The sequence below is a fragment of the Rhodanobacter sp. T12-5 genome (genome assembly GCF_008329435.1).
Lineage (GTDB): Bacteria > Pseudomonadota > Gammaproteobacteria > Xanthomonadales > Rhodanobacteraceae > Rhodanobacter.
On record NZ_NPKN01000001.1, the window covers coordinates 808,489 to 832,296 of the forward strand.

18 protein-coding genes and 1 tRNA gene are annotated in these 23,808 nt (G+C 61.5%); 10 read left to right on the top strand and 9 right to left on the bottom strand.

The genetic code is table 11. The annotated features are described in order from the left end of the window. The first annotated feature begins 124 nt into the window (after positions 1–124). The 3 genes from CIW53_RS03350 to CIW53_RS03360 are packed head-to-tail and all read left to right on the top strand — an operon-like array spanning position 125 to position 5,953. Positions 125–1,639, top strand: a complete 1,515-nt coding sequence (locus tag CIW53_RS03350) for an efflux transporter outer membrane subunit (protein ID WP_242451753.1) — start codon at positions 125–127, stop codon at positions 1,637–1,639. Continuing rightward, positions 1,629–2,831 (top strand): efflux RND transporter periplasmic adaptor subunit, encoded by a 1,203-nt coding sequence (locus CIW53_RS03355; RefSeq protein ID WP_149363267.1) that lies wholly within the window; start codon positions 1,629–1,631, stop codon positions 2,829–2,831. The genes CIW53_RS03350 and CIW53_RS03355 overlap by 11 nt, the downstream gene beginning before the upstream one ends. Further along, positions 2,828–5,953, top strand: a complete 3,126-nt coding sequence (locus CIW53_RS03360; RefSeq protein WP_242451754.1) for a CusA/CzcA family heavy metal efflux RND transporter — start codon at positions 2,828–2,830, stop codon at positions 5,951–5,953. The genes CIW53_RS03355 and CIW53_RS03360 overlap by 4 nt, the downstream gene beginning before the upstream one ends. Positions 5,954–6,038: 85 nt before the next feature. Here CIW53_RS03360 and pyrC read toward each other — a convergent pair whose 3' ends face one another. The 3 genes from pyrC to CIW53_RS03375 form a co-directional block, all read right to left on the bottom strand. Further along, positions 6,039–7,097: a dihydroorotase gene (gene pyrC, locus CIW53_RS03365; RefSeq protein ID WP_149363268.1), complete on the bottom strand. Its 1,059-nt coding sequence runs from the start codon at positions 7,095–7,097 to the stop codon at positions 6,039–6,041. Between the two features lie 103 nt (positions 7,098–7,200). Further along, positions 7,201–7,995, bottom strand: coding sequence for a lysozyme inhibitor LprI family protein (locus tag CIW53_RS03370; protein ID WP_149363269.1), 795 nt, complete (start codon positions 7,993–7,995; stop codon positions 7,201–7,203). A 179-nt stretch (positions 7,996–8,174) separates the two neighbouring features. Continuing rightward, a tRNA-Phe gene (locus tag CIW53_RS03375) sits at positions 8,175–8,250 on the bottom strand. A 570-nt stretch (positions 8,251–8,820) separates the two neighbouring features. Here CIW53_RS03375 and CIW53_RS03380 point away from each other — a divergent pair. Next, complete coding sequence (locus CIW53_RS03380) at positions 8,821–10,656, top strand: P-loop NTPase fold protein (protein ID WP_172969566.1); 1,836 nt, start codon at positions 8,821–8,823, stop codon at positions 10,654–10,656. An 89-nt stretch (positions 10,657–10,745) separates the two neighbouring features. Beyond that, positions 10,746–12,989, top strand: a complete 2,244-nt coding sequence (locus CIW53_RS03385; protein WP_149363271.1) for an AAA family ATPase — start codon at positions 10,746–10,748, stop codon at positions 12,987–12,989. 15 nt (positions 12,990–13,004) lie between these two features. Here the strand turns inward: CIW53_RS03385 and CIW53_RS03390 are convergent, their stop codons facing one another. Next, positions 13,005–15,878 (bottom strand): DNA methyltransferase, encoded by a 2,874-nt coding sequence (locus tag CIW53_RS03390; protein WP_149363272.1) that lies wholly within the window; start codon positions 15,876–15,878, stop codon positions 13,005–13,007. 208 nt (positions 15,879–16,086) lie between these two features. After that, positions 16,087–16,437: a hypothetical protein gene (locus CIW53_RS03395; protein ID WP_149363273.1), complete on the bottom strand. Its 351-nt coding sequence runs from the start codon at positions 16,435–16,437 to the stop codon at positions 16,087–16,089. A 79-nt stretch (positions 16,438–16,516) separates the two neighbouring features. Here CIW53_RS03395 and CIW53_RS03400 point away from each other — a divergent pair, with 79 nt between their 5' ends. Then, on the top strand, positions 16,517–16,939 hold the full coding sequence (locus tag CIW53_RS03400; RefSeq protein WP_172969567.1) for a DUF1488 family protein: 423 nt from the start codon (positions 16,517–16,519) through the stop codon (positions 16,937–16,939). Continuing rightward, positions 16,929–17,783, top strand: coding sequence for a DUF4238 domain-containing protein (locus CIW53_RS03405; RefSeq protein WP_242451755.1), 855 nt, complete (start codon positions 16,929–16,931; stop codon positions 17,781–17,783). The genes CIW53_RS03400 and CIW53_RS03405 overlap by 11 nt, the downstream gene beginning before the upstream one ends. Before the next feature lie 418 nt (positions 17,784–18,201). Here CIW53_RS03405 and CIW53_RS03410 read toward each other — a convergent pair whose 3' ends face one another. The 4 genes from CIW53_RS03410 to ftsY all read right to left on the bottom strand — a co-directional run bounded on the left by CIW53_RS03410 (position 18,202) and on the right by ftsY (position 22,023). Beyond that, positions 18,202–18,480 carry an oxidative damage protection protein gene (locus tag CIW53_RS03410; protein ID WP_149363276.1) on the bottom strand — a complete coding sequence of 93 codons (279 nt, stop codon included), beginning with the start codon at positions 18,478–18,480 and terminating at the stop codon, positions 18,202–18,204. A 100-nt stretch (positions 18,481–18,580) separates the two neighbouring features. Then, positions 18,581–19,621: an A/G-specific adenine glycosylase gene (gene mutY / locus CIW53_RS03415; RefSeq protein WP_149363277.1), complete on the bottom strand. Its 1,041-nt coding sequence runs from the start codon at positions 19,619–19,621 to the stop codon at positions 18,581–18,583. A 168-nt stretch (positions 19,622–19,789) separates the two neighbouring features. After that, positions 19,790–20,869, bottom strand: coding sequence for an AsmA family protein (locus CIW53_RS03420; protein WP_149363278.1), 1,080 nt, complete (start codon positions 20,867–20,869; stop codon positions 19,790–19,792). 17 nt (positions 20,870–20,886) lie between these two features. Further along, positions 20,887–22,023 carry a signal recognition particle-docking protein FtsY gene (ftsY, locus tag CIW53_RS03425; RefSeq protein ID WP_149363279.1) on the bottom strand — a complete coding sequence of 379 codons (1,137 nt, stop codon included), beginning with the start codon at positions 22,021–22,023 and terminating at the stop codon, positions 20,887–20,889. A gap of 74 nt (positions 22,024–22,097) precedes the next feature. Here ftsY and rsmD point away from each other — a divergent pair, with 74 nt between their 5' ends. From rsmD to CIW53_RS03440, 3 genes are read left to right on the top strand one after another with little or no spacing between them, the layout of a single operon-like run. Further along, positions 22,098–22,679 carry a 16S rRNA (guanine(966)-N(2))-methyltransferase RsmD gene (gene rsmD, locus CIW53_RS03430; protein ID WP_149363280.1) on the top strand — a complete coding sequence of 194 codons (582 nt, stop codon included), beginning with the start codon at positions 22,098–22,100 and terminating at the stop codon, positions 22,677–22,679. A 28-nt stretch (positions 22,680–22,707) separates the two neighbouring features. Beyond that, positions 22,708–23,259 carry a pantetheine-phosphate adenylyltransferase gene (gene coaD, locus CIW53_RS03435; RefSeq protein WP_172969569.1) on the top strand — a complete coding sequence of 184 codons (552 nt, stop codon included), beginning with the start codon at positions 22,708–22,710 and terminating at the stop codon, positions 23,257–23,259. Beyond that, on the top strand, positions 23,252–23,752 hold the full coding sequence (locus tag CIW53_RS03440; protein WP_149363281.1) for a hypothetical protein: 501 nt from the start codon (positions 23,252–23,254) through the stop codon (positions 23,750–23,752). Before coaD ends, CIW53_RS03440 begins: the two co-directional genes overlap by 8 nt. Positions 23,753–23,808: the final 56 nt, after the last annotated feature.

A 23,808-nucleotide genomic window follows, 5' to 3' on the forward strand; every position in this document is an offset into this window, starting at 1 on the left:
TCGCATGAACAAGACGTGGGTCGATGTACTTGCCAGGACTCCGGAAACGGAAGCTGGAATGGCAGGGAGAACATCGTCCCCGGCCCGTTTGTCGCCCTCGCGCATCCGGCCTGTCGTTGCCGCATTGGCGTCACTGCTCATGGCGGGCTGCGCCGTAGGCCCCGACTTCAAGCGTCCCGCCGCGCCGGACGTCAGCGGTTACGTCGCGCACCCACTCGCCACCACCGCCAGCAGCGCTGGCGTCGCCGGTGGGGAAGCCCAGCACTTTGCCAATGGCGGCGACATCCCCGCCGACTGGTGGACCCTGTTTCATTCCGCGCCGTTGAATGCGCTGATCGAACAGTCGCTGAAGCACAATCCCGATCTCGCGGCGGCGCAGGCGGCATTGTCGGTGGCAAGGGAGGACGCGCTGGCGCAACGCGGTGCGTGGTCGCCCGGCGTCACGGCCGGCATGTCGGCCACCCGCGAGCAGGATCCGCCCGGGGCGCTGGCGCCGGTGCCCAGCAACAACGCCTATCTCTACAACCTTTTCACCCCGCAGCTCAGCATTTCCTACGTGCCCGACGTGTTCGGCCTGAACCGTCGCACAGTGGAGTCGGCGAAGGCACAGGAGCAGGCGGTCCGCTTCCAGATGATCGCGACGCAGGTCACGCTGAGCGCGAACGTGGTGGTCGCCGCGATCCAGCAGGCATCGCTGCAGTCGCAGGTGGATGCGACCCGCCAACTGGTCGACATCAACGCGAAGATGCTGAAGATCCTGCGGTATCAATTGGCCAAGGGGTATGCCGGACGGCTGGATGTGTCCGCGCAGGAATCGCAACTGGCGCAGGTCACCGCCACGCTGCCGCCGCTGCTCAAGCAACTGGCGCAGCAGGACAATCTGCTGGCGGTGCTGGCCGGCCAGTTTCCGGGCCAGTCCAAGACGCCGAAATTCGATTTGGCGAGCCTGCAATTGCCGCAGGATCTGCCGCTGAGCCTTCCGTCCCAACTCGTGGTGCAGCGACCGGACGTGCGCCAAGCCCAGGCGAACATGCATGCCGCCAGCGCGCAGGTGGGCGTGGCCACCGCGAATCGCCTGCCGAACATCACCTTGACCGCGAATGTCGGCAGCAATGCGCTGGCGATCGGCCAGGTGTTCAAGGCGGGTACGGGTTTCTGGAGTCTGGGCGCCGACATCGCCGCGCCGATTTTCCAGGGCGGCACGCTGCTGCACCAGCAGCGCGCCGCCAAGGCCGCTTACGTGCAGGCCGCCGCGCAGTACCGCAGTACGGTGCTGACTGCGTTCCAGAACGTCGCCGACACGCTGGCCGCGCTCGAGCAGGACGCCGAAGGCCTCAAGGCCGCGGCACGTGCAGCGGACGCCGCCAAGGTCACGCTCGATCTGTCCCAACGGCAATTGAAGGACGGCTACGCCAGCTACCTGACGGTGCTGAGCGCGGAGCAGGCGTATCAGCAGGCGCGGATCGGCCTGGTCCAGGCGCAGGCCAATCGTTACGTCGACACGGCGGCGTTGTTCCAGGCGCTTGGCGGTGGCTGGTGGCACCGCGCGGATCTTCAACAGGCCGATTCGAAGCAGGCGGGTTCGAAGCAGGCCCATCCCATCGAGGCCGGTCCAATTCAGGATGCAGATGAAAAGTAGATTCTTGCCCGGGATGACCGCGGCCGCGCGCCGGGGCTGCTTGCCGCGCGCTCTTGCGATGGCCGTGATGACGTCGGCGATGGTGATCTCGGCCGGCGGTTGCTCGTCCAGGGCCGACAAGACCGACGACAGCGCACAGGCGGCGCCAGCGAAGCCCAGTGACGTCAGGATGACCGCGGCCCAGCGCAAGCACATACACGTTTACACGGTGGCACCGTCGAGTTACCACAAGACCATCGAGACCACCGGCGTGGTCGACTTCGACAACGACCAGGCCACCAGCGTGCTGGCGCCGTTCTCCGGCCCGGTATCGCGGTTGCTGGTTTCGCCTGGCGACAAGGTCAGGAAAGGGCAGCCGCTGGCGCTGGTCGATTCGCCCGATTTTGCGGCCGCGATCGGCGCTTACCGCAAGGCACTGGTCACCGCCAGAAACGCGCGCCGGCAAGCGGACATGGACAAGGATCTCGTCCAGCACGACGGCGTCGCCCAGCGCGAGGCGCAGCAGGCCCAGGCCGATGCCGCCAGTGCCGAGGCCGATCGCGACGCGGCACTGCAGGCAGTGGTCTCGTTGAATGTCGATCCGCAAACCATCAAGGACATCCAGGCCGGCCGGCCGGTGTCGCGCGTCGAGGGCACCATCCGCGCGCCGATCGCCGGCACCGTCGTGCAGAAACTGATCACGCCCGGACAGCTTCTGCAGGCCGGCAGCACGCCATGTTTTACGGTTGCCGATCTGTCGCGGGTCTGGGTCATGGCGCAGCTCTCCGATAGCGAGGTCGCGTCGGTCAAGATCGGTGATCCGGCCGACGTGGCCAGCAGCGGCAGTGCGAAAAAGCTCACAGGCAGCGTCGCCAATATTGCGGCGCTGGTCGATCCGGATACGCGTCAGGTGACGGCACGCATCGTCGTCGGCAATCCCGGCGAGGTCCTGAAAAAGCAGATGTACGTCAACGTGCAGATCCATTCGCATCAGTCGGAAAGCGGCCTGCTGGTGCCGGTGTCGGCGATCCTGCGCGACGACGAAAACCTGCCGTTCGTCTATGTGGCCCAGCCCGACGGCGGCTTTGCACGTCGGTCGGTGACGCTGGGTTATCGCGCCGCCGATCGCTACGACATCACCGCCGGGCTCAAGGTCGGCGACCAGGTCGTGGTCGACGGCGGCATCTTCGTCCAGTTCATGCAAAATCAATGAGCGATCCATTGCCGCCCACCGGGTCGTTGCCGCGCCAGGCCTCGATCATGAACCGGATCGTCGCCGCCGCGCTGGCGCAGCGCTTCATCACCGTGCTGCTCACGCTGCTGCTGATTGGCGCGGGTGCGTGGGCGCTGAAGCACCTGCCGATGGATGCCTATCCCGACCTGTCGCCCCCGATGGTCGACATCGTCACCCAGTGGCCGGGCCACACCGCCGAGGAAGTCGAGCGGTTGATCACGGTGCCGGTCGAGCTGGGCATGAACGGGGTGCCGCAGACGACCGCGAAGCGCTCGGTCTCGCTGTATGGCTTGTCCGATGTCGTGCTCACGTTCAAGGACGGCACCGACAACTACTTCGCCCGCCAGCAGGTCATCAACCGGATGGGCGACCTCGGCCTGCCCGATGGCGTGACGCCGTCGATGTCGCCGTTGTCGGCGCCTTCGGGACTGATCTACCGCTACGTGCTGCAGAGTCCAGACCGCTCGCCGATGGAGCTGAAGACACTCGAAGACTGGACCGTGGCACCGCAGTACCGGTCCGTTCCCGGCGTCGCCGACGATTCGAGTTTTGGCGGCGGGACCATGCAATACCAGGTGCTGCTCGATCAGGCGAAAGTCGCCGCGCTCGGGCTGTCGGTGGCGCAGGTCGAGGCCTCGCTGACGGCCAACAACAGCAACGCCGGCGGCGGCTTCTATTCGCAGGGCGGGCAGTTCTATTACGTGCGCGGCCTGGGTCGGATCGACACGCTGGACGACATCCGCAACGTGGTGCTGGCCGTGCACGACGGCACCCCCATCCTGCTGAAGGATGTCGGTCGGGTAGTCATCGGTACCGCGCCACGCCTGGGCGAGTTCGGTTTCGAGAAACAGGACGACGCCGTCGAAGGCGTCATCCTGATGCGCAAGGGCGAGAAAACCCAGGACGTGCTGACCCAGGTCGAGGCGAAGACGAAGGAGCTCAACGAGCACCTGCTGCCGAAGGACGTGAAGATCCACGTCTACTACGACCTCAGCGACCTGATCGCGCAGACCACGAAGATCGTCGAGCAGAACCTGCTGCGCGGCATGGTGCTGGTCATCGTGGTGCTGGTGTTTTTCCTCTACGACTTTCGCGCCGGACTGATCGTTGCCGTGACCATTCCGCTGGCGCTGCTGTTCGCGTTCTTCTGTCTCGACCTGCGCGGTGCGTCGGCCAACCTGCTTTCCATCGGCGCGGTGGATTTCGGGATACTGGTGGATGGCGCGATCTTCATGGTGGAAAACATCTTCCGCCAGATCGCTGCGCGCGAAGGCGCGCCGGTCAACATCCGCGAAATCATCCAGGATGCGGCGGCGGAAGTGGACCGTCCGCTGTTCTATGCGGTCGCCGTGATCGTCGCCAGCTTCCTGCCGATCTACGTGTTGTCCGGGCCTTCGGGAACGCTGTTCAAGCCGATGGCGGACACCATGATCCTGGCCCTGATCGGCTCGCTGGTCGTCACGCTGACGCTGCTGCCGGTGCTGTGTTCGTGGTTCATGCGCAAGGGTGTGCGCGAGCGCCGCAATCGCGCGTTCGAGGCGATCAAGTCGGCCTACACCAGGGGACTCGATTTCTGCCTCGCGCGTCCGTGGGGAACCACGCTGGCGTCCGGCGTCCTGCTGCTCGCATCGTTGTTGCTGGTGCCGCACATCGGCGCCGAGTTCATGCCGCAGCTGGACGAGGGCGCGTTGTGGGTGCGTGCCACCATGCCGTACACCATCTCGATCGACGAGTCGGCGAAGATCGCACCGAAGATCCGCGAAATACTCGGCTCGTTCCCCGAAGTGACCGTGGTCGCCTCGGAACTGGGCCGCCCCGACGACGGCACCGATTCGACCGGCTTCTTCAACGCCGAGTTTTTCGTCGGCCTCAAGCCGTACTCGCAATGGACCGGCGCCTATCGCACCAAGCCCGAACTGATCAAGGCGATCGACAAGAAGCTCGAAGACTTTCCCGGCATCACCTTCAACTACACCCAGCCGGCCGAGGATGCGGTGGACGAGGCGGAGACGGGATTGAAGAGCGCCCTGGCGGTCAAGGTGTTCGGCCCCGACCTGGCGACGCTGCAGCAGAAGGGCAAGGCGGTCAAACAGGTGCTGGAGAAGGTGCGCGGCATCACCGACGTGACCCTGGTGCAGGAGCTCGGCCAGCCGAGCCTGACCATCAAGATCGACCGCGCGAAAATCGCCCGTTACGGACTCAACGTCGACGACATCAACGGGCTGATCCAGACCGCCATCGGCGGCGACGTGGCAACCCAGGTGGTGCAGGGCGAAAAGCAGTTCGACCTCGTCGTCCGGCTCGATCAACAGTACCGCGACAACCCCGACGAAATCGGCAACATCCGGGTAGCCACGCCGGGCGGCCAGCAGATCCCGCTGAAGGAACTGGCCGACATCGGCGTGACCAACGGCGCATCGTTCATCTACCGCGAAGACAACTCGCGCTACATCGGCGTCCAATTCTCCGTGCAGGGCCGCGACCTGGCCGGCGCGGTGGAGGACGCCATGCAGAAAGTCGACAAGCAGGTGCCGCTGGCGCAGGGCTATCGACTGGATTGGGGCGGTGAATACAAGGAATACACCGCTTCGCGCGCGCAGCTCAACCTGATCCTGCCGCTGACGCTGGGCCTGATCTTCCTGCTGCTGTTCTCGCTCTACAACAACGTCAAATTCCCGCTGATCACTGTCCTTGGCGTCCTGCTGTCCGCGCCGTTCGGCGGCATCGTGGCACTGTGGCTCACCGGCACGCCGTTCTCGGTCTCCTCCGGCATCGGCTTCCTTGCCTTGTTCGGCGTCTCGGTGCTCACCGCCGTCGTCTACATCTCGTACGTCAACGAATTGCGCCGCAACGGCACGCCGCTGGCCGACGCGATCCGCGAGGGCGCGATCCTGCGCTTGCGCCCGATCATGATGACCGCCCTCGTCGCCGCACTCGGCCTGTTGCCGGCAGCGCTGGCCACCGGCGTCGGCACCGACTCGCAAAGGCCGTTCGCACTCGTCATCGTCTGCGGCATGCTTTCGCGGTTGCTGATCAGCATCTTCCTGATGCCGGCGCTGTATGCGCTGGTGGCCAGGCCGGATGACCGGTTGGAAGTGTGAGGCACGGGCGATGGACGCGAGGCATGCGCCCATCGCCCATATCGGCACGCAGCCCTGGTGGCGACTGGAGTCGCCGCGCTAGTTGTTATTCCGGCTGCCCGCTACCGTGCACGATCGACCACGGCATGCTTTTGCCAGCCCGAAACGGTATGCAGGTGCTCTGCGCCAGCGGGAATGCGTCGGGCACGATCCACGGTTTGCGTTCGAGGATGAGCCGCTCGCTGTTGCGCGCAAGGCCGTAGAAATCCGCGCCGTGGAAACTCGCGAACGCTTCCAGCCGATCGAGCCTGTCGACCTGTTCGAAGGCTTCGGCATACAACTCGATCGCCGCGTGCGCGGTGTAGACGCCGGCGCATCCGCAGGCGGCTTCCTTCGCTTCGCGCACGTGCGGCGCGCTGTCGGTGCCGAGAAAAAAGTGCGGGTTGCCGCTGGTCGCCGCATCCAGCAGGGCGAGGCGATGCGTTTCGCGTTTCAGGATCGGCGCGCAGTAATGGTGCGGCTGGATGCCGCCTTCGAACAACGCATTGCGATTCAGCAGCAGGTGATGCGCAGTGATCGTGGCGCCCACATGCGCCGGGGCCTGGCTGACGAACTCCACCGCGGCGCGCGTGGTGATGTGCTCGAGCACCATGCGCAAACCCGGAAACCGCGCCTGCAGCGGAATCAGATGACGCTCGATGAAAACCCGCTCACGATCGAAGATGTCCACGTCCGGATCGGTCACCTCGCCATGCATCAGCAAGGGCAGGCCGTGGCGCTCCATCGCTTCGAGCACGGGGTATACGCGCGCCAGATCCCGCACGCCGGCCTGCGAGTTGGTGGTGGCTCCGGCCGGGTAGTACTTCACCGCAAACACGGTTCCGCTGGCGCGCGCGCGCGCGATCTCGTCGACCGCGGTGGCCTCGGTGAGGTAGAGCGTCATCAACGGCTGGAAGTGCGTGTCCGCCGGCAAGCTGGCGAGAATCCGGCGACGATAATCCTCGGCCTGGGCCACGGTGGTCACCGGCGGCTTGAGATTCGGCATCACGATGGCGCGCGCAAACTGCCGCGCCGTATCGCCAACCACCGAGCCGAGCGCCTCCCCATCGCGCAAATGCACATGCCAGTCATCGGGACGGCTGATGTCGAGACGCATGGACTTCATGGCGGTGCTACTCCGGTAGGCAGATCGAAAGGCGTTCAGTGCGCAATTATCACCTTGGCGATGGGGATAAGTCCTGCGGGGAAGGGGCGCCATGCATGGGCGGTCATTGCTGCATCAGCTGGTTCACCCGGTCGCGCATGCTCTTCGCCAGGCAATCGACGTCGACGCCGCAGGCGTCCCGGCTCCTGAGCCAGTCGCGCTGTGCCTGCCGCAGCGGCGCGGTGTCATCGTCCGACAGCTTCAATGCGCGTCGATACGCGGCACTGACACTACGGTCATATCCGGCCAGCGTCGCCGACCTGCAGATCGTCCGTTCGGCAGCATGGTCTGTCGGGGCACAGGCAAACGAGGGCTTTACGGGATCGGAAGCCTGATGCCGGCGCAGTACCAGAACATAGCCGCCGTTGTCGTAGTTGGTCAGCAGTCGATCCATCGACAGGGGAATGATCCAGGCACCGTTCCATTGGGAATTTTCCGGATTACAGCTGACCCGCAGCGGTTGCACCGACGAATCCGGGAAGCTCAGCCTGAAATCGGACAGAGCCGGGTGCAGCGGCACTCCGTAATGCGGCGGGCGCGGGAATGCCTGCCCGATGAATTGCTGGAGCGAGCTTTTTGGAAGCGCGGAAAATCCCGGCTTCAGACAGTCGCGCGAATCGTTGTCCATGCTGATTGCGGAGCCGGCGATGCGCACCTGACGACCGAGCAGACGGGGGTCGGCGGGAACATACAGCCAATGGGGCTGATCCTGCCGGTCGACGTCCACCTGGATGACTTCCCACTGTCCTTGCAGCGAATCCGGCTTCGAGGCCGCGAACGCCGTGCTGCACGAGGCGATGCCACCGAGAGATAGCAGTAGCCAGGACAGATGCGAAGACAGGCGGCGCGGATCAGGCATGACTATCCCGGGACAGGGTTTGACGGCAAGGCAAAACGGGTGAGGTTCACTTACTAGGCGAAGGTCGCTGTAGCGTCAAGGCGTTGACCCGCTGCCGACGCCCTGCTGCTCCATCCTTGCGTAGGCCCTGCACAACGAAAAAGCCCATCCGGTGAGGATGGGCTAGTCGTTGACATACATGGTGGCCGGGGACGGAATCGAACCGCCGACACGGGGATTTTCAATCCCCTGCTCTACCAACTGAGCTACCCGGCCAGGGTGTTTCGGTAAGCCGCACATTAAAGCGGCGTGCGGCGGAGTTGTCAAGAAAAACAACCATGTTGCGCCGGCCCCCTGATCGGGTGCGTGTAACTATTTGGCCTACTGGAAAAAGTTAGCCGCGAAGGGGGGCGACAATCCCCTGCTTGGCGAACAAGATTGCCTTGAACGCACCTCGGGAACTTCGTGGCAAGCATAGTGCCGCCCCGGATGGCTAAGCTGCGCCATTTGTCGAGTGCGGGCTGTTATTCCGGAACTTGGGAAATGCAGCGGTAAGGGGGCCGCCGGGGGACCGCAAAAACGATGAAATCAGCCATCACCGTTTTGGCCAAGGCGGTGTTGAATACCTGGGCAGTGGCCGTCTTGCGGACCATGTTCCGCGGCGGCTTCCAGTCGAGGTGATGCTTGATGACTTGCGACCGAGGGGCCAGCGTCAAAGCGCTCTGTTCAACGCGTAGTGGTCGGCTCAGGATCGGTGCTGGTTGAAACTGATGGGTGCGCTCGATCGGACCAATAGCAAGTGAGGTCGTGGGACGATGGGAGCAAGAACAGAGGGGAGTAAACAATTTGATTAACAAAGGCACGAAACAAAAGCTCACGCAATACCTGAGAGCTGCGGCACCCAGTTATGCCATCCTGCTCCGGGGAGCATGGGGCTCAGGTAAATCATTTTTCTGGGGAGGCTTCAAGGAAGGGCAACTCCACAAACTTCGTAAGAATGACATCACCTTCTCAGTGGCTGGCCTCGCCACGCTTGAAGAACTGGAACAGGCCATGTTCCTGGCATCGGTGAAAGACCTGGGAACAGACACGCTTCGCGAGACGGGCACCATCGTTGGCAGGGCGCTTCTCCGGTTGGTCAAAGTTGATCCCGATGACATCAAGCTCAAAGCAGCCGTGCGATCAGGCAAGACCGTTATTTGCATCGACGACCTGGAACGGTTCGGCGGTGACTTCAAGGTGCTGTTCGGCTTCATCGTCTCGCTGCTGGATGCCGCCAAGCTCCACGTCGTGTTGATCTCCGACGAGGAACGGGCCGTCAAAGATTTGGCGGGTTACCAGGACTATAAGGAGAAGATCATCTCCGTGACGGCAGAGGTGCGTCCCGACATCGAGGCGTTCTACAACGATACCGTCAATGGGTTTGAGCACAAACTCACACGCGAAACCCTCTTGGATATTCAAGATCACGCCGTTGCGTTCTTCAAGGAGAAGAGGCTTAAAAATCTCCGGTCACTCCGCAGCATCCTGGAAGAAATGAAACTCATCATGGAAGACATGAAGTGGCCCGAGGGGCAAGCTGCGTCCCTGGGTGCGTTGCTCTCAGCGGTGACATTTCACGTGATGGCCGTAACCAAAGATGTCACGAACGAAGCTTTGGTGCGGGAGGTCTTTCTACACGGCGATCTTGGCACCACCTTCATGATGAGCCGGGTCAATCAGAAAAAGAAGGCGGGTAGTGAGAGCGAGGGAGAAAGCGGTGCGCCGCTCAGCAAGCTGGTCGACGATCTAGGTTTTGAAAGTGACATCTACGAGTGGCATGGCTCTAAGGCCTATGCCGAATACGTGACCGCAGAGGGATTCCAGCCAGATCAAATCGCCCAAGACTTCCAGGTTTTTGGACACGTCAAGCAGGAAGGCGCGTCTTTGTTGGAGCGGTTTAGGTCTTACCGCACGATGGATGAAACAGAATTTCGAGCTTGCGTGACGGAGTTGGAGCAGAAGGTGGCCGCGGGTGACTTCGAACATCTGCAACACATGTGGGAGGCATACGAAATCCTGGAGCGCCTATCGCAGCAGAAGTTGATCACCACATCTCCCGAGGTGTGGCGGGACAAATTTATTCAACTCGCGAAGAACTTTAAGGTGACTAGTGACACCCCGTCTTCCTTCGAGGTCTGGCCAGAGAAGCGTGACGGCAATCATGAGGCCGTTTTAGAGGCGTTGAAAGCGCTCGAACAAAGGATCCGGGTGATGAAGATGAAGGCCGAAAATGATGCCGCCCAGAAGGTCATCATCGAGGGCGAAGATGGTCCGACGATCGAGGGGTATAGAACGCCCTTTGTGGATGCCAAAGCTACGGATATTTACGCTCGCCTTCGCGCAGCAGGGCGCGCCGGAACCGATCGAATGGTGCAGTTTTTTCGTAAACGTCTTGGCATCTCGAACCTGCACGACTTCGCTACCGGCGAGGTGCCATTCGCAAAGGCCTTGGCGAAACTCATCGAGGCCAGGACCCCAAACACCGCGCCGATTACCCTGGACGATGCGGCGTGGTTGCAGTTGGCCGCCATCCTTCGCCACTTCGTCACCAGGCTTTCCCCACCCAAGAAAGCGGTAACACCACCGCCATCAGCCCAGAGGGGGAGTGCCAAAGGCACCGCCACCGAAGGAAGTGCATAGCTGACGAAGTCCAATCGGACGATTGACGGCGTTAGAAGTTCCTGTCGGTCGGTGAGACGATAGGTCATGGCCGGCGAGAGGGGACAGGGATGATCAGTAGCATTTCGATTCACAAATACAAGAGTTTTCACCCGACAGATCCGACGAACATCACCTTCGCCGTGAACCCTGCGAAGCCGGTTTTCATGTATGGCCTCAACGGTGCGGGTAAGTCTGCGATCGGCGAAATGATCCATCGGATTGGGCTGCATGACGAATCGGTGAATCATTGCGGGATCACGACGACGGGCGATGGACCGTTCCGTTACCTCGTTTACAACCATGAGTTCGTGGAGCGTGCCATTGGGCAAGCGGCGGGGATGCCTGGCATTTTTACGTTGGGTGAGATCGACACCGAACTCCAAAGGACGATAGAAGCCTTGATTGACGAGTCGGCGCAGCTCGAAACCACGCGGGCGGCGTTACAGGATCCTATTCAAACCACCAAAGACTCGATGGAAAGCACGACCGAAGCGGCCGTCACTGGTGTATGGAAAGCGCACACCGATCATGTCGACGGCCCGCTGAGTGAACTGTTGAAGAGCTATGGAAGGAACCGAAGAAAGTTCTTCAATGACCTTCGCACCTTTGCTGTCCCTGATGACCTGGTCTTGCCGGGTCTCGAAGAGCTGACGCAGCGGTGGGCGGATGTCAGTGGAGACGCCGCCGCGAAAGAATTACTGCGCGTCGATTTCGCAGGCCTCGACAACATCGAGCTCGACCCGATCTGGGCAGAACCAATTGAGGTATCTGGTTCTAGCCGACTGGCTCCTTTGATCGAACGGCTGCGCAATTCAGATTGGGTCGGCGCTGGGCGCCGCTACATCCAAGGCGATGAGTGTCCGTTCTGTCAGCAAGATCTTCCCTCCGACTTCACGGACGAACTGGCCAAGCTTCTCGACGGAGATCGGCAGGTCAAGCTTGAACATGTTCGAGTGCTGGCCCAAGCCTATGAACGGCGGGCATTGGAGATCGACCAGGCCATGGAACGCGCGCTCCAAGAGCCGCTCGCCAGTCGAAGCAAAATGCTGCATGAAGCGTGGGAATTGGCCAAGGTTCGCATCCGGCTCAATCTTTCAGCCATGCGGAACAAAGTGGAAAAGCCCGGTGATCCGGTCGAAGTGGAGCGAGTCAACACAACGGACATGCAGCAAATCTTGGCGGCGATCAATATCGACATCGAAGCCTTCAACAGGCGTGTCGCCGATCGAGAGACTGAAAAGAAGTGGGTGCGCACGGCCTTCTGGCGTTTGCTCTGGCGAGATCGTATGGAGGTCTATCACGCCTATGACTCCGCCATGGCGCCACTCAACGAGGCGTTGAAGCGATTGCAGCAGGAAGAGGGCGACGCGGCGGCACAGGTGGCGGCCATCACCGCTGGATTGGCAGAGCTGAGGCGCAGCCAAACTGGTGTGGACGCTTCTGTCGTAGCGATCAATGCACGACTCTTGAACATGGGTATCGACTCGTTTTCGATCATCCGCAAGCCCGGAGAAGGAAGCCTTTACTGTCTGGCCAGGCCGGGGCAGGTAGACGTGGCGATGAATTCGTTGAGTGAAGGGGAGAAGACCCTAATTTCCTTCCTCTACTACATGGAGATGCTTAAAGGCTCAAACGATGAGGACAATGTTCCATCCTTGGGGAAAACCGTGGTGGTGATCGACGATCCGATTTCTAGTCTGTCGGTAAACTACGTCTTCGACATCGCCAGCACGATCCACCACGAGCTGATCAAGCAGGACGAGCAAGGAAGAGCCAGGGTCAGGCAAGTGATCGTCCTGACGCACAATCTTTTCTTTTTGCACGAGCTGCTCAAGCTGTCGAGCGGCAAGTTGGCGACGGCGGAGAAGAGGTGCCAGCTTCTACGAGTCACCAAGCAGCAGCACACGAAAGTGTTGCCGATGTTGGCCAAGGATCTGATGAATGACTACGACTCGCTCTGGCAGGTGCTTCGCGATGCGAGGGATGGGAATGTTCCTGCAATCATGGTGCCCAACACCATGCGATGCATTCTCGAACTCTTTTTCTCTTTTACTCAAAAAGAGGACGAGTTTGCGAGTGCCTTGGCTACGCTGGAAACAGACACAAAGTTTGTCGCACTCAGCCGGTTTCTCAATCGCGGGTCCCACAAGGACGGCATCAACATGACCGTCATGGACTATGCGCAATATGACGTGTCTTATTATCTTGAAAAATTTCAGGCAGTGTTCGAACAGGCCGGTTTCCCAGACCACTTCACATTGCGCATGGGCGTAGCACCTCCCAATGACGGTGAAGCTGTCAGAGTGGCTTGATGAAGCAGACAGTCGTCAGGTGAACTTGATAGCTGCCGCAGTCACAAGAGACGCGGGTTTGGGGAAAGTGGACGGCACGCCGGGTCCGCAAACGGACTGTCCACTGTCAAGTCGTTTCGCGACCGCGGCATTGAGAGCAAGTATTCTTTCGAGAATGTTCGACTTACTGGTGAGACCGTAAGCAGCCAGCACCGCTGCGTCTAGGGCCGCGTGCGCATCTTTCAACGGGCTCTTACCTGGCAGGTCAAGTGTTCGATACATACCGCGCAAGCCCCCCTCCGACGTGCTCAGGGTGTCGTCACGCAGCTTTTGTAGCGCACGAGCGGCGGTCGCCACCGCCAACACTTGGGCTGACGTTGCGGATTGGGGCCAAGGAAACGTGTCAAAAACAGAAGCAGACGTATAGCGAGGGTCGGACTTCATGTTCGAGCACTTCGCGTGAAACCAGTGGTAATGCACAGAAGATTGGAGGATCCCAAAGCTGTAATCGTCAGCCAGGGCAAACACCTGCAATGCGTCGCCGGGCAGCACTGAGCGGTCAACAAACGCAAAGATGGGCCGCTTGGTTACGCGTGAGCATGCAAGGTAACGTGGAAGCTCCTTGATCGCGTCCACCAATTTGGTGCGTGGCCGCCAGTGCCGCCACCAATAGTCCATGGACGCCGCGCGCTCAGTCGCTTCATCGCCAATCTTGGCGGCTTTGGCCACCATGTCTGGTAAGACGGTTGTTTTGATGTGTGAGAAGGCATTCGGGTATTTTTTTGCTTCAAGGATGCTCATCTCACCAAAGTTGATCAGATAGCGATGTTTGAGCCGGTCGCCGAGCAAATCATCCCCGACCAAGTAGGGATGAGTGACGGCTTTTTCGCCGGCGACAGTCAACGACTTCCGAAACGCCCTGTCGATGACGAAACCCGAATGGCCTGGCGTGATGCCCTGACTAACTACGGTCGGCTCTTCATATTCGAGAACCGCAGCAGTCCCTACGTCGGTCTGATCGGACAGCGATGCGTTGATGTGAGCGACCTCGCGGGTGCCTAACTCGAACTCCTTGTCTGCGCGGCCGGGCTTGACTTTTTTCTTGCCGCCGGCGGCTTCGGTCGCCTTGAACCATAGCTGGCGTGTTTTCGGTAGGAGCTTGGCGTCCTGCGTGTGCACCCAGTTCGCAATCGACACGTGGACGACAGCTTCGCCGGACCATGGCTGGTTGTCCACGGCGTCTACGATTGTTCCAGTTTTACAAATCACCTCTAAGCCACCCTCACGGCTGGCGTTGTTCCGAATGTTCTGCGTGCCCACGAGACCTGCGCGACCAGCAAGTGGATCTTTTGCAGTGCAATTGGGCAAAGTCTTGGCGGCCCGGTTGAACCAATAAACGCAGAAGTCAGCCATGCCCGGCACTTCCGGGTATGCGGCGCGTAAACGGTTGACGTAGGTTGCCCCAAGGTTTGGTTTCAACAGTTTGGCGCCGAGGAACGGGGGGTTTCCGATGATGACGTCGGCCTTGGGCCACGGAGTCCGCTTGCCATCGTCCTGCATCAGTGCATCACCGGTGTGGAAGTTTCGATCCAGGTTGTCGAGGGGCAGGGCGTTTTCGCTGATGTGCAACTCATCTATTGCGAGCTTGTGAGCCAGCATCATCGTGACCTTGGCCAACTCAACTGCAAACGGGTTCACATCTATGCCAAAAAAATTCTTCGCCGTCACAAACCCGAACGGTCGCTGAGATGCATCGACGCTCTCGAACTCGCCCATTTTCTCGTAGATCGATGCTTCCAGACGTTTGAGTTCGCGGTAAGCAACATAAAGGAAGTTGCCCGAGCCACATGCGGGATCAAGCACGCGAAAGGTTTCAATCCGCGCCAACAGTCCTTTCAAGGCCTTCAATGTCGTGGCTTTTTCAATCTGCTCACGCCAGGGAAAGACAATGGTGGGAGTCACGACTTTCATGATGTCCACGGGACTGGTGTAGTGAGCGCCCTGAGCGCGACGTTCGTCCGTGTCCATGCTGTGTTCGAAGATCGCGCCAAATATTTCTGGTCGGACTTTCGACCAGTCGAACTTGGCCGCTTCGCGCAACATCCCAATCTCCTCCATGGTCAGCTCGATGCGAGCGGGGAGCGCGAATAGGCCGCCGTTAAAGTAGGGAACTCCTTTGAAACGTCCGCCGCCGGTAGTGCCCGGGGAATTCATTTCGAAAAAAAGCTGTCCAATCAGGTCAAAGGCCCGAGCTGGGGTGGTGCAGTCATCGAGTAAGTGGGTGAAGAAATAGCGATCTAAGAGGCCTATGTTCTGGGAGAACAGAGCCATCAAGGTCTGCATCGTGAACCGCTGGGCGAGCGAACGATCCACCTTCCGGTGGATCAACGATCGGAAAAGCAAGACGAGCAGATCAGCTGCGTCGCGGGTGACAGTTTCTTGATGGTTGCCGAATACGGGTTCGTTGTCCGTCGGGAACAAAAACTTCAACGGCCCAAATTTCGTGGGGAGCTCTGTCAGCTTCACCATATCGACAGGGCTGTCCATTTGGGTTTCGAAGTCGTAAACCCAAAACTCGTCGAAATTGCAAAGGACAACCCAGCGCGGGCGCCCCGGGACCAAGCGCGTCCAATAGTCGAAGGCCTGGCGGTAGTGCTTGCTGAGGTTCTCGCCTCGCTTTTTCATCTCTATCAGGACGGTAGGCTTCCAGACCAGATCCGCAAAACTGGTCCCCTTCGTCGCCTTCTTGATGCGATCTTCGAGGACAGCGCCAGCTTCCTTGACGCCCACTTGGCCGAAGGCCTGAAATAGGTGGTCTAAGAAGATCTGGGCTTCGCCTTTCTCGTCGCCGTTGACGTGCTTGGTGCACCAGTCCACGAATGTTTGTAAGACTCGGGTGCGATCAGACATTCGGGCGTTCCTGCCAGCGTTGTGGAATAGAAAAGCTTAACCCGTGGTGACACATTAAGCATTAAGGGAAAGAAGGTGCTGACCTCTGTTGCAATCAGCCGATTCTCCATCTGTATTTCTGTCGCTCGGCTTGCGGCGCTTCGCTCTCTAACCCCTTCCGCGCTGACCTCAGTAAAGAGAAGAGGCGCCATATGGCGCCTCTCTTTCGTCAACGGTAAAGGTCCTGCTGGACAGCTACGGTCAGGGTCCCGTGGTCGCCCAAGGTCACTTGGATCACGGATTCATCGTCAGCGGCCGGGTCTTGGGCTGGGATGTAGGTGATGGGCACGCCTGCCTTGCGTGCCTGGTTGATGGCGCGGGTGTCAGCGAACCCTGCCACGTCCACGAACTTCTCCTGGATGTCCTCTTCCAGATCTTCCAGTTGCTCCTGGGTCTTGGCATCCGTGGCACGGCGGAACGAAGGACTGCTAAGGTCCCCAGTGTCGTCAGGATTGCTGACGTTGCGGTTGGCAATCGCGTCGATTTTGGACTGAAACGCATCGATGTCGTCTTTCTTCATACAAGCCGCCTTTGGCTGGGCGCACTGCTCCCCCAAGGGAACCCCTTATGGCCCATCTGCCCATCATAGAGATGGCCCCATGGCGATCCAAGGGGCTCTGACTGCATCAATCGATAACTCATTGATGGAACATAAATTGCGACGGGACAGCTTGCTCGTTTCCCGCGAAGCGCTTGAAGACTTGGAGGGCTTGCACCATCCCGCCAACGAGGCTCTGTTGCAGAGCTTTGAAAACCATACCGGCAAGATTTTGGATGCCGTGGCGCGGGCCATCTCGGACCGATCGAACTTTGATGATCGTGGCCTGCTGCATGTCAGGACCAAAGACATCGAATGGGGAAACACCACAACTCAGCGCCGGCGGCGGATTGTATGGGCCACTTTCATCAACGAATTCAAGGGGAGCAGAGCGAATGACCGTTACTCGGAGCCAACACTACGTGTGGCGCTATTACTTGCGCGCATGGGCATCCCAGGAAAGAGTGTGGTGTATGCGGGATAAGGAACCTTTTTTGGTCGGCTTGATGAACATTGCCCAAGAAAGCTACTTCTACGAGGTCAAGGAGATCTCGGACGACGAGGCCAATTTTCTAGAAAAAGTCTTTGAGCAACCGAATCAGTCACCGATGCTCAAAAAGATCAACCAAAACTGGGTCCAAATTTTTAAGCAGCCGTCAACGCTCAAATGCGAGTTGGAACGTAGGCAACTGCTCGAAGGCGAGGTCGCTCAACAGTTGAAAGACGCCTGCCGGCAAAGCGGAGAAGATCTGCAGGGGGCCATCGAGAACATGGGGCGGCCTGGCCTCGATTTTTTGAAGAACGGTGATGTTTCGTTCTGGAAGAATGAGGATGACCGAATGGCATTCCAGATCTTCCTGTGTTCACAGTATTTTCGAACCAGACGAAGGCGCGAGGCGGTCTTGAGCGAAACGAAGGGCGCTGCGCCAAGTTGTGTCAACGTCGAAAACATTGTTGGCCCAATCATGCATATGGCGGCCACGACGGTAGCGTTTTCCATGTTGCGTAAGCCGCTGGACTTATACCTGCTGCGTAACGCCACCTCAGAGCCATTGATCACTGGTGATCAACCCGTCATCAACACCCATGCGAGCGATTTAGGGGGCAGGGAGGAAGTTACGGAGCTGCAGTTCTATTACCCCATTTCGCCCACGCTTGCTGTCCTGCTTTCGGAAGAGGTCCCAGATAATTCTGGGCTAACCTTGGAAAAGGTGCGTGACTACAACCGACAGATGCACATTCAGGCAGATTCTCAAACTTTTGCGAACGGCGAAGCGGCTTTGCTGCCCTATAAAGGCATGGAGCGACAGGGGGCCGCCCGATCGTGATGCACCAAAGAGATTGCTCGGCTAAGGTGATGGTTTAACTTTGAAAGCCAGCATTCACAACGACCGCAGGCAGAGATCTACCTCTCGCCGGCCAATGAACGCAGGCATCAAACCGATGCCGATTTTTCAGAGGGGCCGTGAGATCGATGCACAAACCAAGCAGGGGATGGCTTTCGGTAGCAGCACCAAAAAAGGGGGCCGCAAGGGGGCCGCAAACGAAAAAGGCCACCCGCTTGGATGGCCTAACTGATTGATCTTGCTGACTTTTCTGGCTTTCGGCAACTGGCGGAGATCGAGTTTTTCAATCCCCTGCTCTACCAACTGAGCTACCCGGCCAGGAAACCTGGAACCACGTGCAACCGCGAGGGTTGCCGATGTTGCGTGGAGCCGCGCATTAGACCGAATGCGCGGGGTTTCGTCAAGACTCGGGGTCGGGCGGGGTGAGTCCGGCGGCCTGGTCGAAGTCGCCGCCGAACAGGAATTTCTCCATCTGTTCGGCGAGGTATTTGCGGGCTTTCGGGTCGAGCGGGTTGAGGCGGTATTCGTTGATCAGGGTGGTCTGGTGGGCCAGCCACTGTTGCCACGCGGGCTTGGAGATTTCGGCGTAGATGCGCTGGCCGAGCGGGCCGGGCCAGGGGGCGAAGTCGAGGCCTTCGGCGTCGATGTCGAGTTTGGCGCAGTGGATGGTGCGGGTCATGGGTGGTTCCTCGGACAGACAGATCTTTGAGTAGGAGCCCGCTTGCGGGCGATGCCTTTTCTTGCGGGGATCGCCAAAAGCATCGCCCGCAAGCGGGCTCCTACGGGGAGAGGTTCTGGAGCAGGGTGCGGACTGGGGCGGGTAGGCCCAGTGCGGCCAGTTCGTCGGCGCTGCACCAGCGCAACTGGGGATTATCGGCGATGCCGCGTGATGCTGTCGCGCGATCGAACAGCAATGGTTCGATGGCGAGGCGGTAGTGGCTGAATACGTGGGTGAAGGGGGCGAGGGCCTGCGCGTCGTCGATCCGCGCGTGTTGTTGCGCGAGGCGCCATGCGGCATCGGTGTCGGCGGCTTCGGGCAGGCTCCACAGGCCGGACCAGACGCCCTGCGGGCCGCGGCGTTCGAGCAGTATGCGACCCTGGTTGTCGCGCAGGATCAGCATCATGGTGGCGCGGGTGGGGGTGGTCTTGGCGGGCTTGCGGCTGGGCAGCTGCGCGGTGAGGTCGTCGCGGTGGGCGATGCAGTCGCCGGCCAGCGGGCAGGTTTCGCAGCGCGGGCGCGAGCGCACGCACAGGGTGGCACCGAGATCCATGATCGCCTGGGTGTAGTCGGCGACGCGGGTGTCGGGCGTGTGCGTTTGTGCGTGTTGCCAGAGCTGCTTTTCGACGGCGCTTTCGCCGGGATGGCCGTGGATGCCGTGGTAGCGGGTAAGCACGCGCTTGACGTTGCCATCGAGGATGGCGAAGCGCAGGCCGTGTGCCTGCGCGAGGATCGCGCCTGCAGTGGAGCGGCCGATGCCGGGCAAGGCGCTGAGCGCAGCGAAGTCGCGCGGCAGTTCGCCACCGTGCTGCTCGACGCAGATTTGCGCAGTGCGATGCAGGAAGCGTGCGCGGCGGTAGTAGCCCAGGCCGGACCACAGTGCCAGCACGGTGTCTTCTTCCGCTGCGGCAAGATCGGGCAGGCTGGGGAGCGTGTGGACGAAGCGTTCGAAGTAGCCGATGACCGTGGCGACCTGGGTCTGCTGCAGCATCACTTCGGACAGCCATACGCGGTAGGCGTCGCGTGGGTGTTGCCACGGCAGGTCCTTGCGGCCGTGTTGGTCGTACCAGGACAGCAGGCGGCTGGACAGGGTGGGGGTCATGGGGCTTTCAGGGTGGAGGGTTTCATGGGTGTCTTGTGGGCGGACGCTTCAGTTCATCGAGGGCTGGCCCTTCGACTTCAGCCCTGCGGGCTTACGCTCAGGGAGACCGGGGAAGGTATCTGCGCTCAATGCGATCGGATGATGTGGGGCACACGGCTGATCAATCGATCATTTTTGCTGCGGCGGCGGCTTGGTCGAGGCGGGACTTGCCGGCGCGGCGGCCGTGGTTGCGGGGGCGGGTACGGCGTCGCCGGCCTGGATGACGAGCCCCTCGATGCTGACGCCGGCGGCTTCGAGTTTGGCGATTTCTGCGTGGCCGCTGCCGGGCGGCACGGTCAGCTGCGGATTCTGCGGATCGCCGAGCTGGCTCCACCAGTGCGCCAGCGCCAGCGGTGGCAGGCGCAGATCGGCGTGATTGTCGGGTCCGTCGAGTTTCAGGGCGAGCAGCAGCGGTTTGTCCCGTGTGGCCGGGGTCAGCGTCAGCGAGACATCGTATTGACCGGCGTTGGCCTGATCGAGCGTGCCCGCAAGACTGGCGGCGGCGCCTGCCGCGCCGTGCCAGTGTGCGCTGCCATTCAACGTGAGTGTCATCGCGCTGCCTTGCGAAAGGTGCAGGGCGATGTTGTCCAGTTGCAGCGTATTGCCCGCGATGCGCGGCGTGGCGAACAGCCGCAGCTGCAGCGGCGTGCCGGCGGCGGTGGTGGCCGATCCGCTGAGCGGGAATGGCTGGCCGGAGATCAGGCTGCCGGCCGCGAGCGAGACGTTGCCGAGCAGCACTTCGTTGCCGCGTACCACGCTGCCGTGGCTGATGCTGACGCCGGTGTCGATGCGCGGGATATTGGGCGGACTGCCTTCTGGCTGCGCCGGCAGCGCGGCCAGCCATTCCTGCAAGGCGTCGAGGTCGACGCGCGGGGAGTCGATCTCCAGTTGGGTAATCACGGTCGGGCCACCGAACACGGTCCGCCACGGCAGCACGAGGCGGCCGTGCGCGGCGAGCAGGATCGGCGCGTTGGCGCCCTGCGCGTTCAGGGTGATGCCGCTGAGGTCCAGCGCAGGCCGCGGAAACAGGGTCGGACTGGCCGGGCTGGACAGATTCAGTTCCAGTCCCGCATTGCTTGCCTGGGTCTGCAGCATCGCGGTGAAGCGATCCGGCTGCAGCAGCAGATAGACGGCCACCGCGGCGATGAGTACGACCGTCAGGGCGAGGCCGCCCAGGGTCAGCAGGATCAGTCGCAGCCGACGGGACATCGGCTCAGTCCTGCGCGTCAGTCATGGCGATTGCCGAGACTGGCCGGCAACAACCCATCGACGAAGGCCTCGGCTTCGAACACGCGCAGGTCGGTGGCGGTTTCGCCAAGCCCGACGTAGCGGATCGGCAGGCCGAACTCGCGTGCCAGCGCGAACACCACGCCGCCCTTGGCGGTGCCGTCGAGCTTGGTCACGACCAGGCCGGTGACGCCGACGATCTGGCGGAACTGGCGCACCTGGTTGACCGCATTCTGGCCGGTGGTGCCGTCGATCACCATCAGCACTTCGTGCGGCGCGTCGCCGTCGATCTTCTTCAGCACGCGAGCGATCTTGCCCAGTTCGTCCATCAGGCCGCCCTGGGTGTGCAGTCGGCCAGCGGTGTCGGCGATGAGCACGTCGATGCCGCGCGAGCGCGCTGCCTGCAGTGCGTCGAAGATCACGCTGGCGGCGTCCGCATCCTGGCCTTGCGAGATCACCGGTACCTGGTTGCGCTCGCCCCAGGTCTTGAGCTGCTCGACCGCGGCGGCGCGGAAGGTGTCGCCGGCGGCCAGCATCACGGCATGTCTTTCGTCGCGCCAACGTCGGGCCAGCTTGCCGATGGTGGTGGTCTTGCCGGCGCCGTTGATGCCGACGACCAGCACCACGAATGGCTGCCTGCCACGCACGTCCAGGGGCTGTTCGACCGGCTTGAGCAGGGCGATCAGCGCCTGGCGCAGCGCGGCCAGCAGCGCCGGCGCGTCGGCGAACTCGCGCTTGTGCATGCGGCGGCGCAAACCCTCGACCAGTTCAGTGCTGGCTTCGATGCCGACGTCGGCGGTGATCAGGGTGGTTTCAAGCTCGTCGAGCAGGTCGTCGTCGAGCTTGGGATGACGCACGAACAGCGAGCTGAGCCCACGCGCAAACGAGTTGCCGGACAACCGCTCGCGCCAGCTGAGCCTGGTCGCAGCCGGTTCTTCCGCGATGGGCGTGGCTTCGACTTGCGGTGCGGCGAAGCGCTCGGCTGCCGGCTCGAGGTCGGCGGGCGCGGGAATTTCCGCCAGTGCCTCGTGCAGCAACGGATCGCCGCTTTCGGGCGCGACCGCATCGGCCGGCCGCTCGTCGGTGGCTTGTCCGGGGTCCTTCCCTGCGGGTTTTTTCTTCCAGAATTTGAGCATTGCGGCGATGATTCAAAGACAATGGGCGGCATGCTAACACTCCAATCCGTACTGGCCGCTGAGGATGCGGCCGCGTGAACGGCGGCCGCCACGCCGCGCCGGGTCGGGTCCGCATCATCGGCGGCAGCCTGCGCAATTCCCGCCTGAACGTGCCCGATCTGCCGGGCTTGCGGCCCACCGCCGAGCGCGTGCGCGAGACGTTGTTCAACTGGCTGGCGCCGGTGATCGGTGGCGCGCGCTGTCTGGACCTGTGCGCCGGTACCGGCGCTCTCGGCATCGAGGCCTTGTCGCGCGGTGCGGCCAGCGTGCAGTTCGTCGAGCGCGAGGCGCGTGCTGCGCAGGCGCTGCGTGACAATCTGGCGCGGCTCAAGGCCGATGCCGGCCAGGTGGCGACGCTGGATGCCGGGGTGTTCCTGCATGGCAAGGCTCAGGCTTTTGAGGTGGTATTTCTCGATCCGCCGTTTGCACTTGAGCTGTGGTCGACGCTGGCGCAGCAGCTGGAGCAGGGCGGCTGGCTGACCGCGCAGGCGTGGATTTACGTGGAATCGGCACGCTCCAGCACGCCACTGTTGCCGCCGGACTGGCGGCTGCATCGGGAAGGGCAGGCTGGCGAGGTGCGTTTTGCGCTCTATCGGCGCGCGCTTCCGTTAAGCTAGGGGCCATCCTCAGCTACCGCTTCGTCTCGTGAGCAAATCCTTGGGCAATCCGCGCCTGGCCGTCTATCCGGGTACGTTCGATCCGATCACCAACGGTCACACCGACCTGGTGGCCCGCGCCGCGCCGCTGTTCGATCGGGTGGTGGTGGCGGTGGCCGACAGTTCCAGCAAGGGGCCGGGCTTCAGTATCGGCGAGCGCATCACGCTTGCGCGCATGGCGCTGGCCGACCTGCCGAACGTGGAAGTTCGCGGTTTCGATTGCCTGCTGGCCACGTTCGTCGAGCAGATCGGCGCCGGGGTGATCATCCGCGGTTTGCGCGCGGTATCGGATTTCGAATACGAATTCCAGCTGGCCAGCATGAACCGGCATCTGATCCCGCAGGCGGAGACGTTGTTCCTGACGCCGGCGGAACAATACAGTTTCATCTCCTCGTCGCTGGTGCGCGAGATCGGCCGCCTCGGCGGGGATATCTCCGGTTTCGTGCATCCGGCGGTGCAACAGGCCATGCGGCAGCGCTGGCAGAAGGGCCTGTCCGGCTCCAACAAACAACCCGAAACCGAAGGTGATTACCATGCGTAAGTTCGTTCTCGTCGCTGCCATCGCGCTGACCGCCACCCTGACCCTGAGTGCCTGCAACAAGAAAGGTGGCGAGGAGCAATCCGCGCAGCAGGTACAGCAGGCACCCAAACCGACCGACGTGAACGACTCGAAGGCCTGGAATGCCTATCTTGGCCAGATCGTGCAGAAGAACATGCAGGGCATGAGCGCGAACCAGCCGTACGCCTACATGGTGACGGCGGCCACCACCGACGAGCAGAAGGCGCAGAACCAACGGCAGCTGGAGAGCGTGCAGGACACCGTCGCGCGTGGCGTGCTGCCGGGCAATCTGCTGGCCTTCGGTGGCCCGGTTTCGGCCACGACCGCCGATCTGATCGTGGCGGCGTTCAAGGACGCCAAGCCCGGTTCGTTCAAGGACGTGATCGTGTTGTTCATCGGCGACCAGGCGGACGAACAGCGCGTCACCGACGCCCTGAAGCCGACCGGCGCGACCGTCCGCTTCGTCGCGATGTAATAAGGCGGGAGTGAGGGAGGAGGAGTGAGTGGAGAGAGAAGGCGGCTGTGTTTCAG

Bases quoted from the DNA above. Each gene is read 5' to 3' on its own strand.
- CIW53_RS03355 (WP_149363267.1), top strand. From the start codon at position 1,629: ATGAAAAGTAGATTCTTGCCCGGGATGACCGCGGCCGCGCGCCGGGGC.
- CIW53_RS03360 (WP_242451754.1), top strand. From the start codon at position 2,828: ATGAGCGATCCATTGCCGCCCACCGGGTCGTTGCCGCGCCAGGCCTCG.
- pyrC (WP_149363268.1), bottom strand. From the start codon at position 7,097: ATGAAGTCCATGCGTCTCGACATCAGCCGTCCCGATGACTGGCATGTG.
- CIW53_RS03370 (WP_149363269.1), bottom strand. From the start codon at position 7,995: ATGCCTGATCCGCGCCGCCTGTCTTCGCATCTGTCCTGGCTACTGCTA.
- CIW53_RS03385 (WP_149363271.1), top strand. From the start codon at position 10,746: ATGATCAGTAGCATTTCGATTCACAAATACAAGAGTTTTCACCCGACA.
- CIW53_RS03390 (WP_149363272.1), bottom strand. From the start codon at position 15,878: ATGTCTGATCGCACCCGAGTCTTACAAACATTCGTGGACTGGTGCACC.
- CIW53_RS03395 (WP_149363273.1), bottom strand. From the start codon at position 16,437: ATGAAGAAAGACGACATCGATGCGTTTCAGTCCAAAATCGACGCGATT.
- CIW53_RS03400 (WP_172969567.1), top strand. From the start codon at position 16,517: ATGGCGATCCAAGGGGCTCTGACTGCATCAATCGATAACTCATTGATG.
- CIW53_RS03405 (WP_242451755.1), top strand. From the start codon at position 16,929: ATGCGGGATAAGGAACCTTTTTTGGTCGGCTTGATGAACATTGCCCAA.
- CIW53_RS03410 (WP_149363276.1), bottom strand. From the start codon at position 18,480: ATGACCCGCACCATCCACTGCGCCAAACTCGACATCGACGCCGAAGGC.
- mutY (WP_149363277.1), bottom strand. From the start codon at position 19,621: ATGACCCCCACCCTGTCCAGCCGCCTGCTGTCCTGGTACGACCAACAC.
- CIW53_RS03420 (WP_149363278.1), bottom strand. From the start codon at position 20,869: ATGTCCCGTCGGCTGCGACTGATCCTGCTGACCCTGGGCGGCCTCGCC.
- ftsY (WP_149363279.1), bottom strand. From the start codon at position 22,023: ATGCTCAAATTCTGGAAGAAAAAACCCGCAGGGAAGGACCCCGGACAA.
- CIW53_RS03440 (WP_149363281.1), top strand. From the start codon at position 23,252: ATGCGTAAGTTCGTTCTCGTCGCTGCCATCGCGCTGACCGCCACCCTG.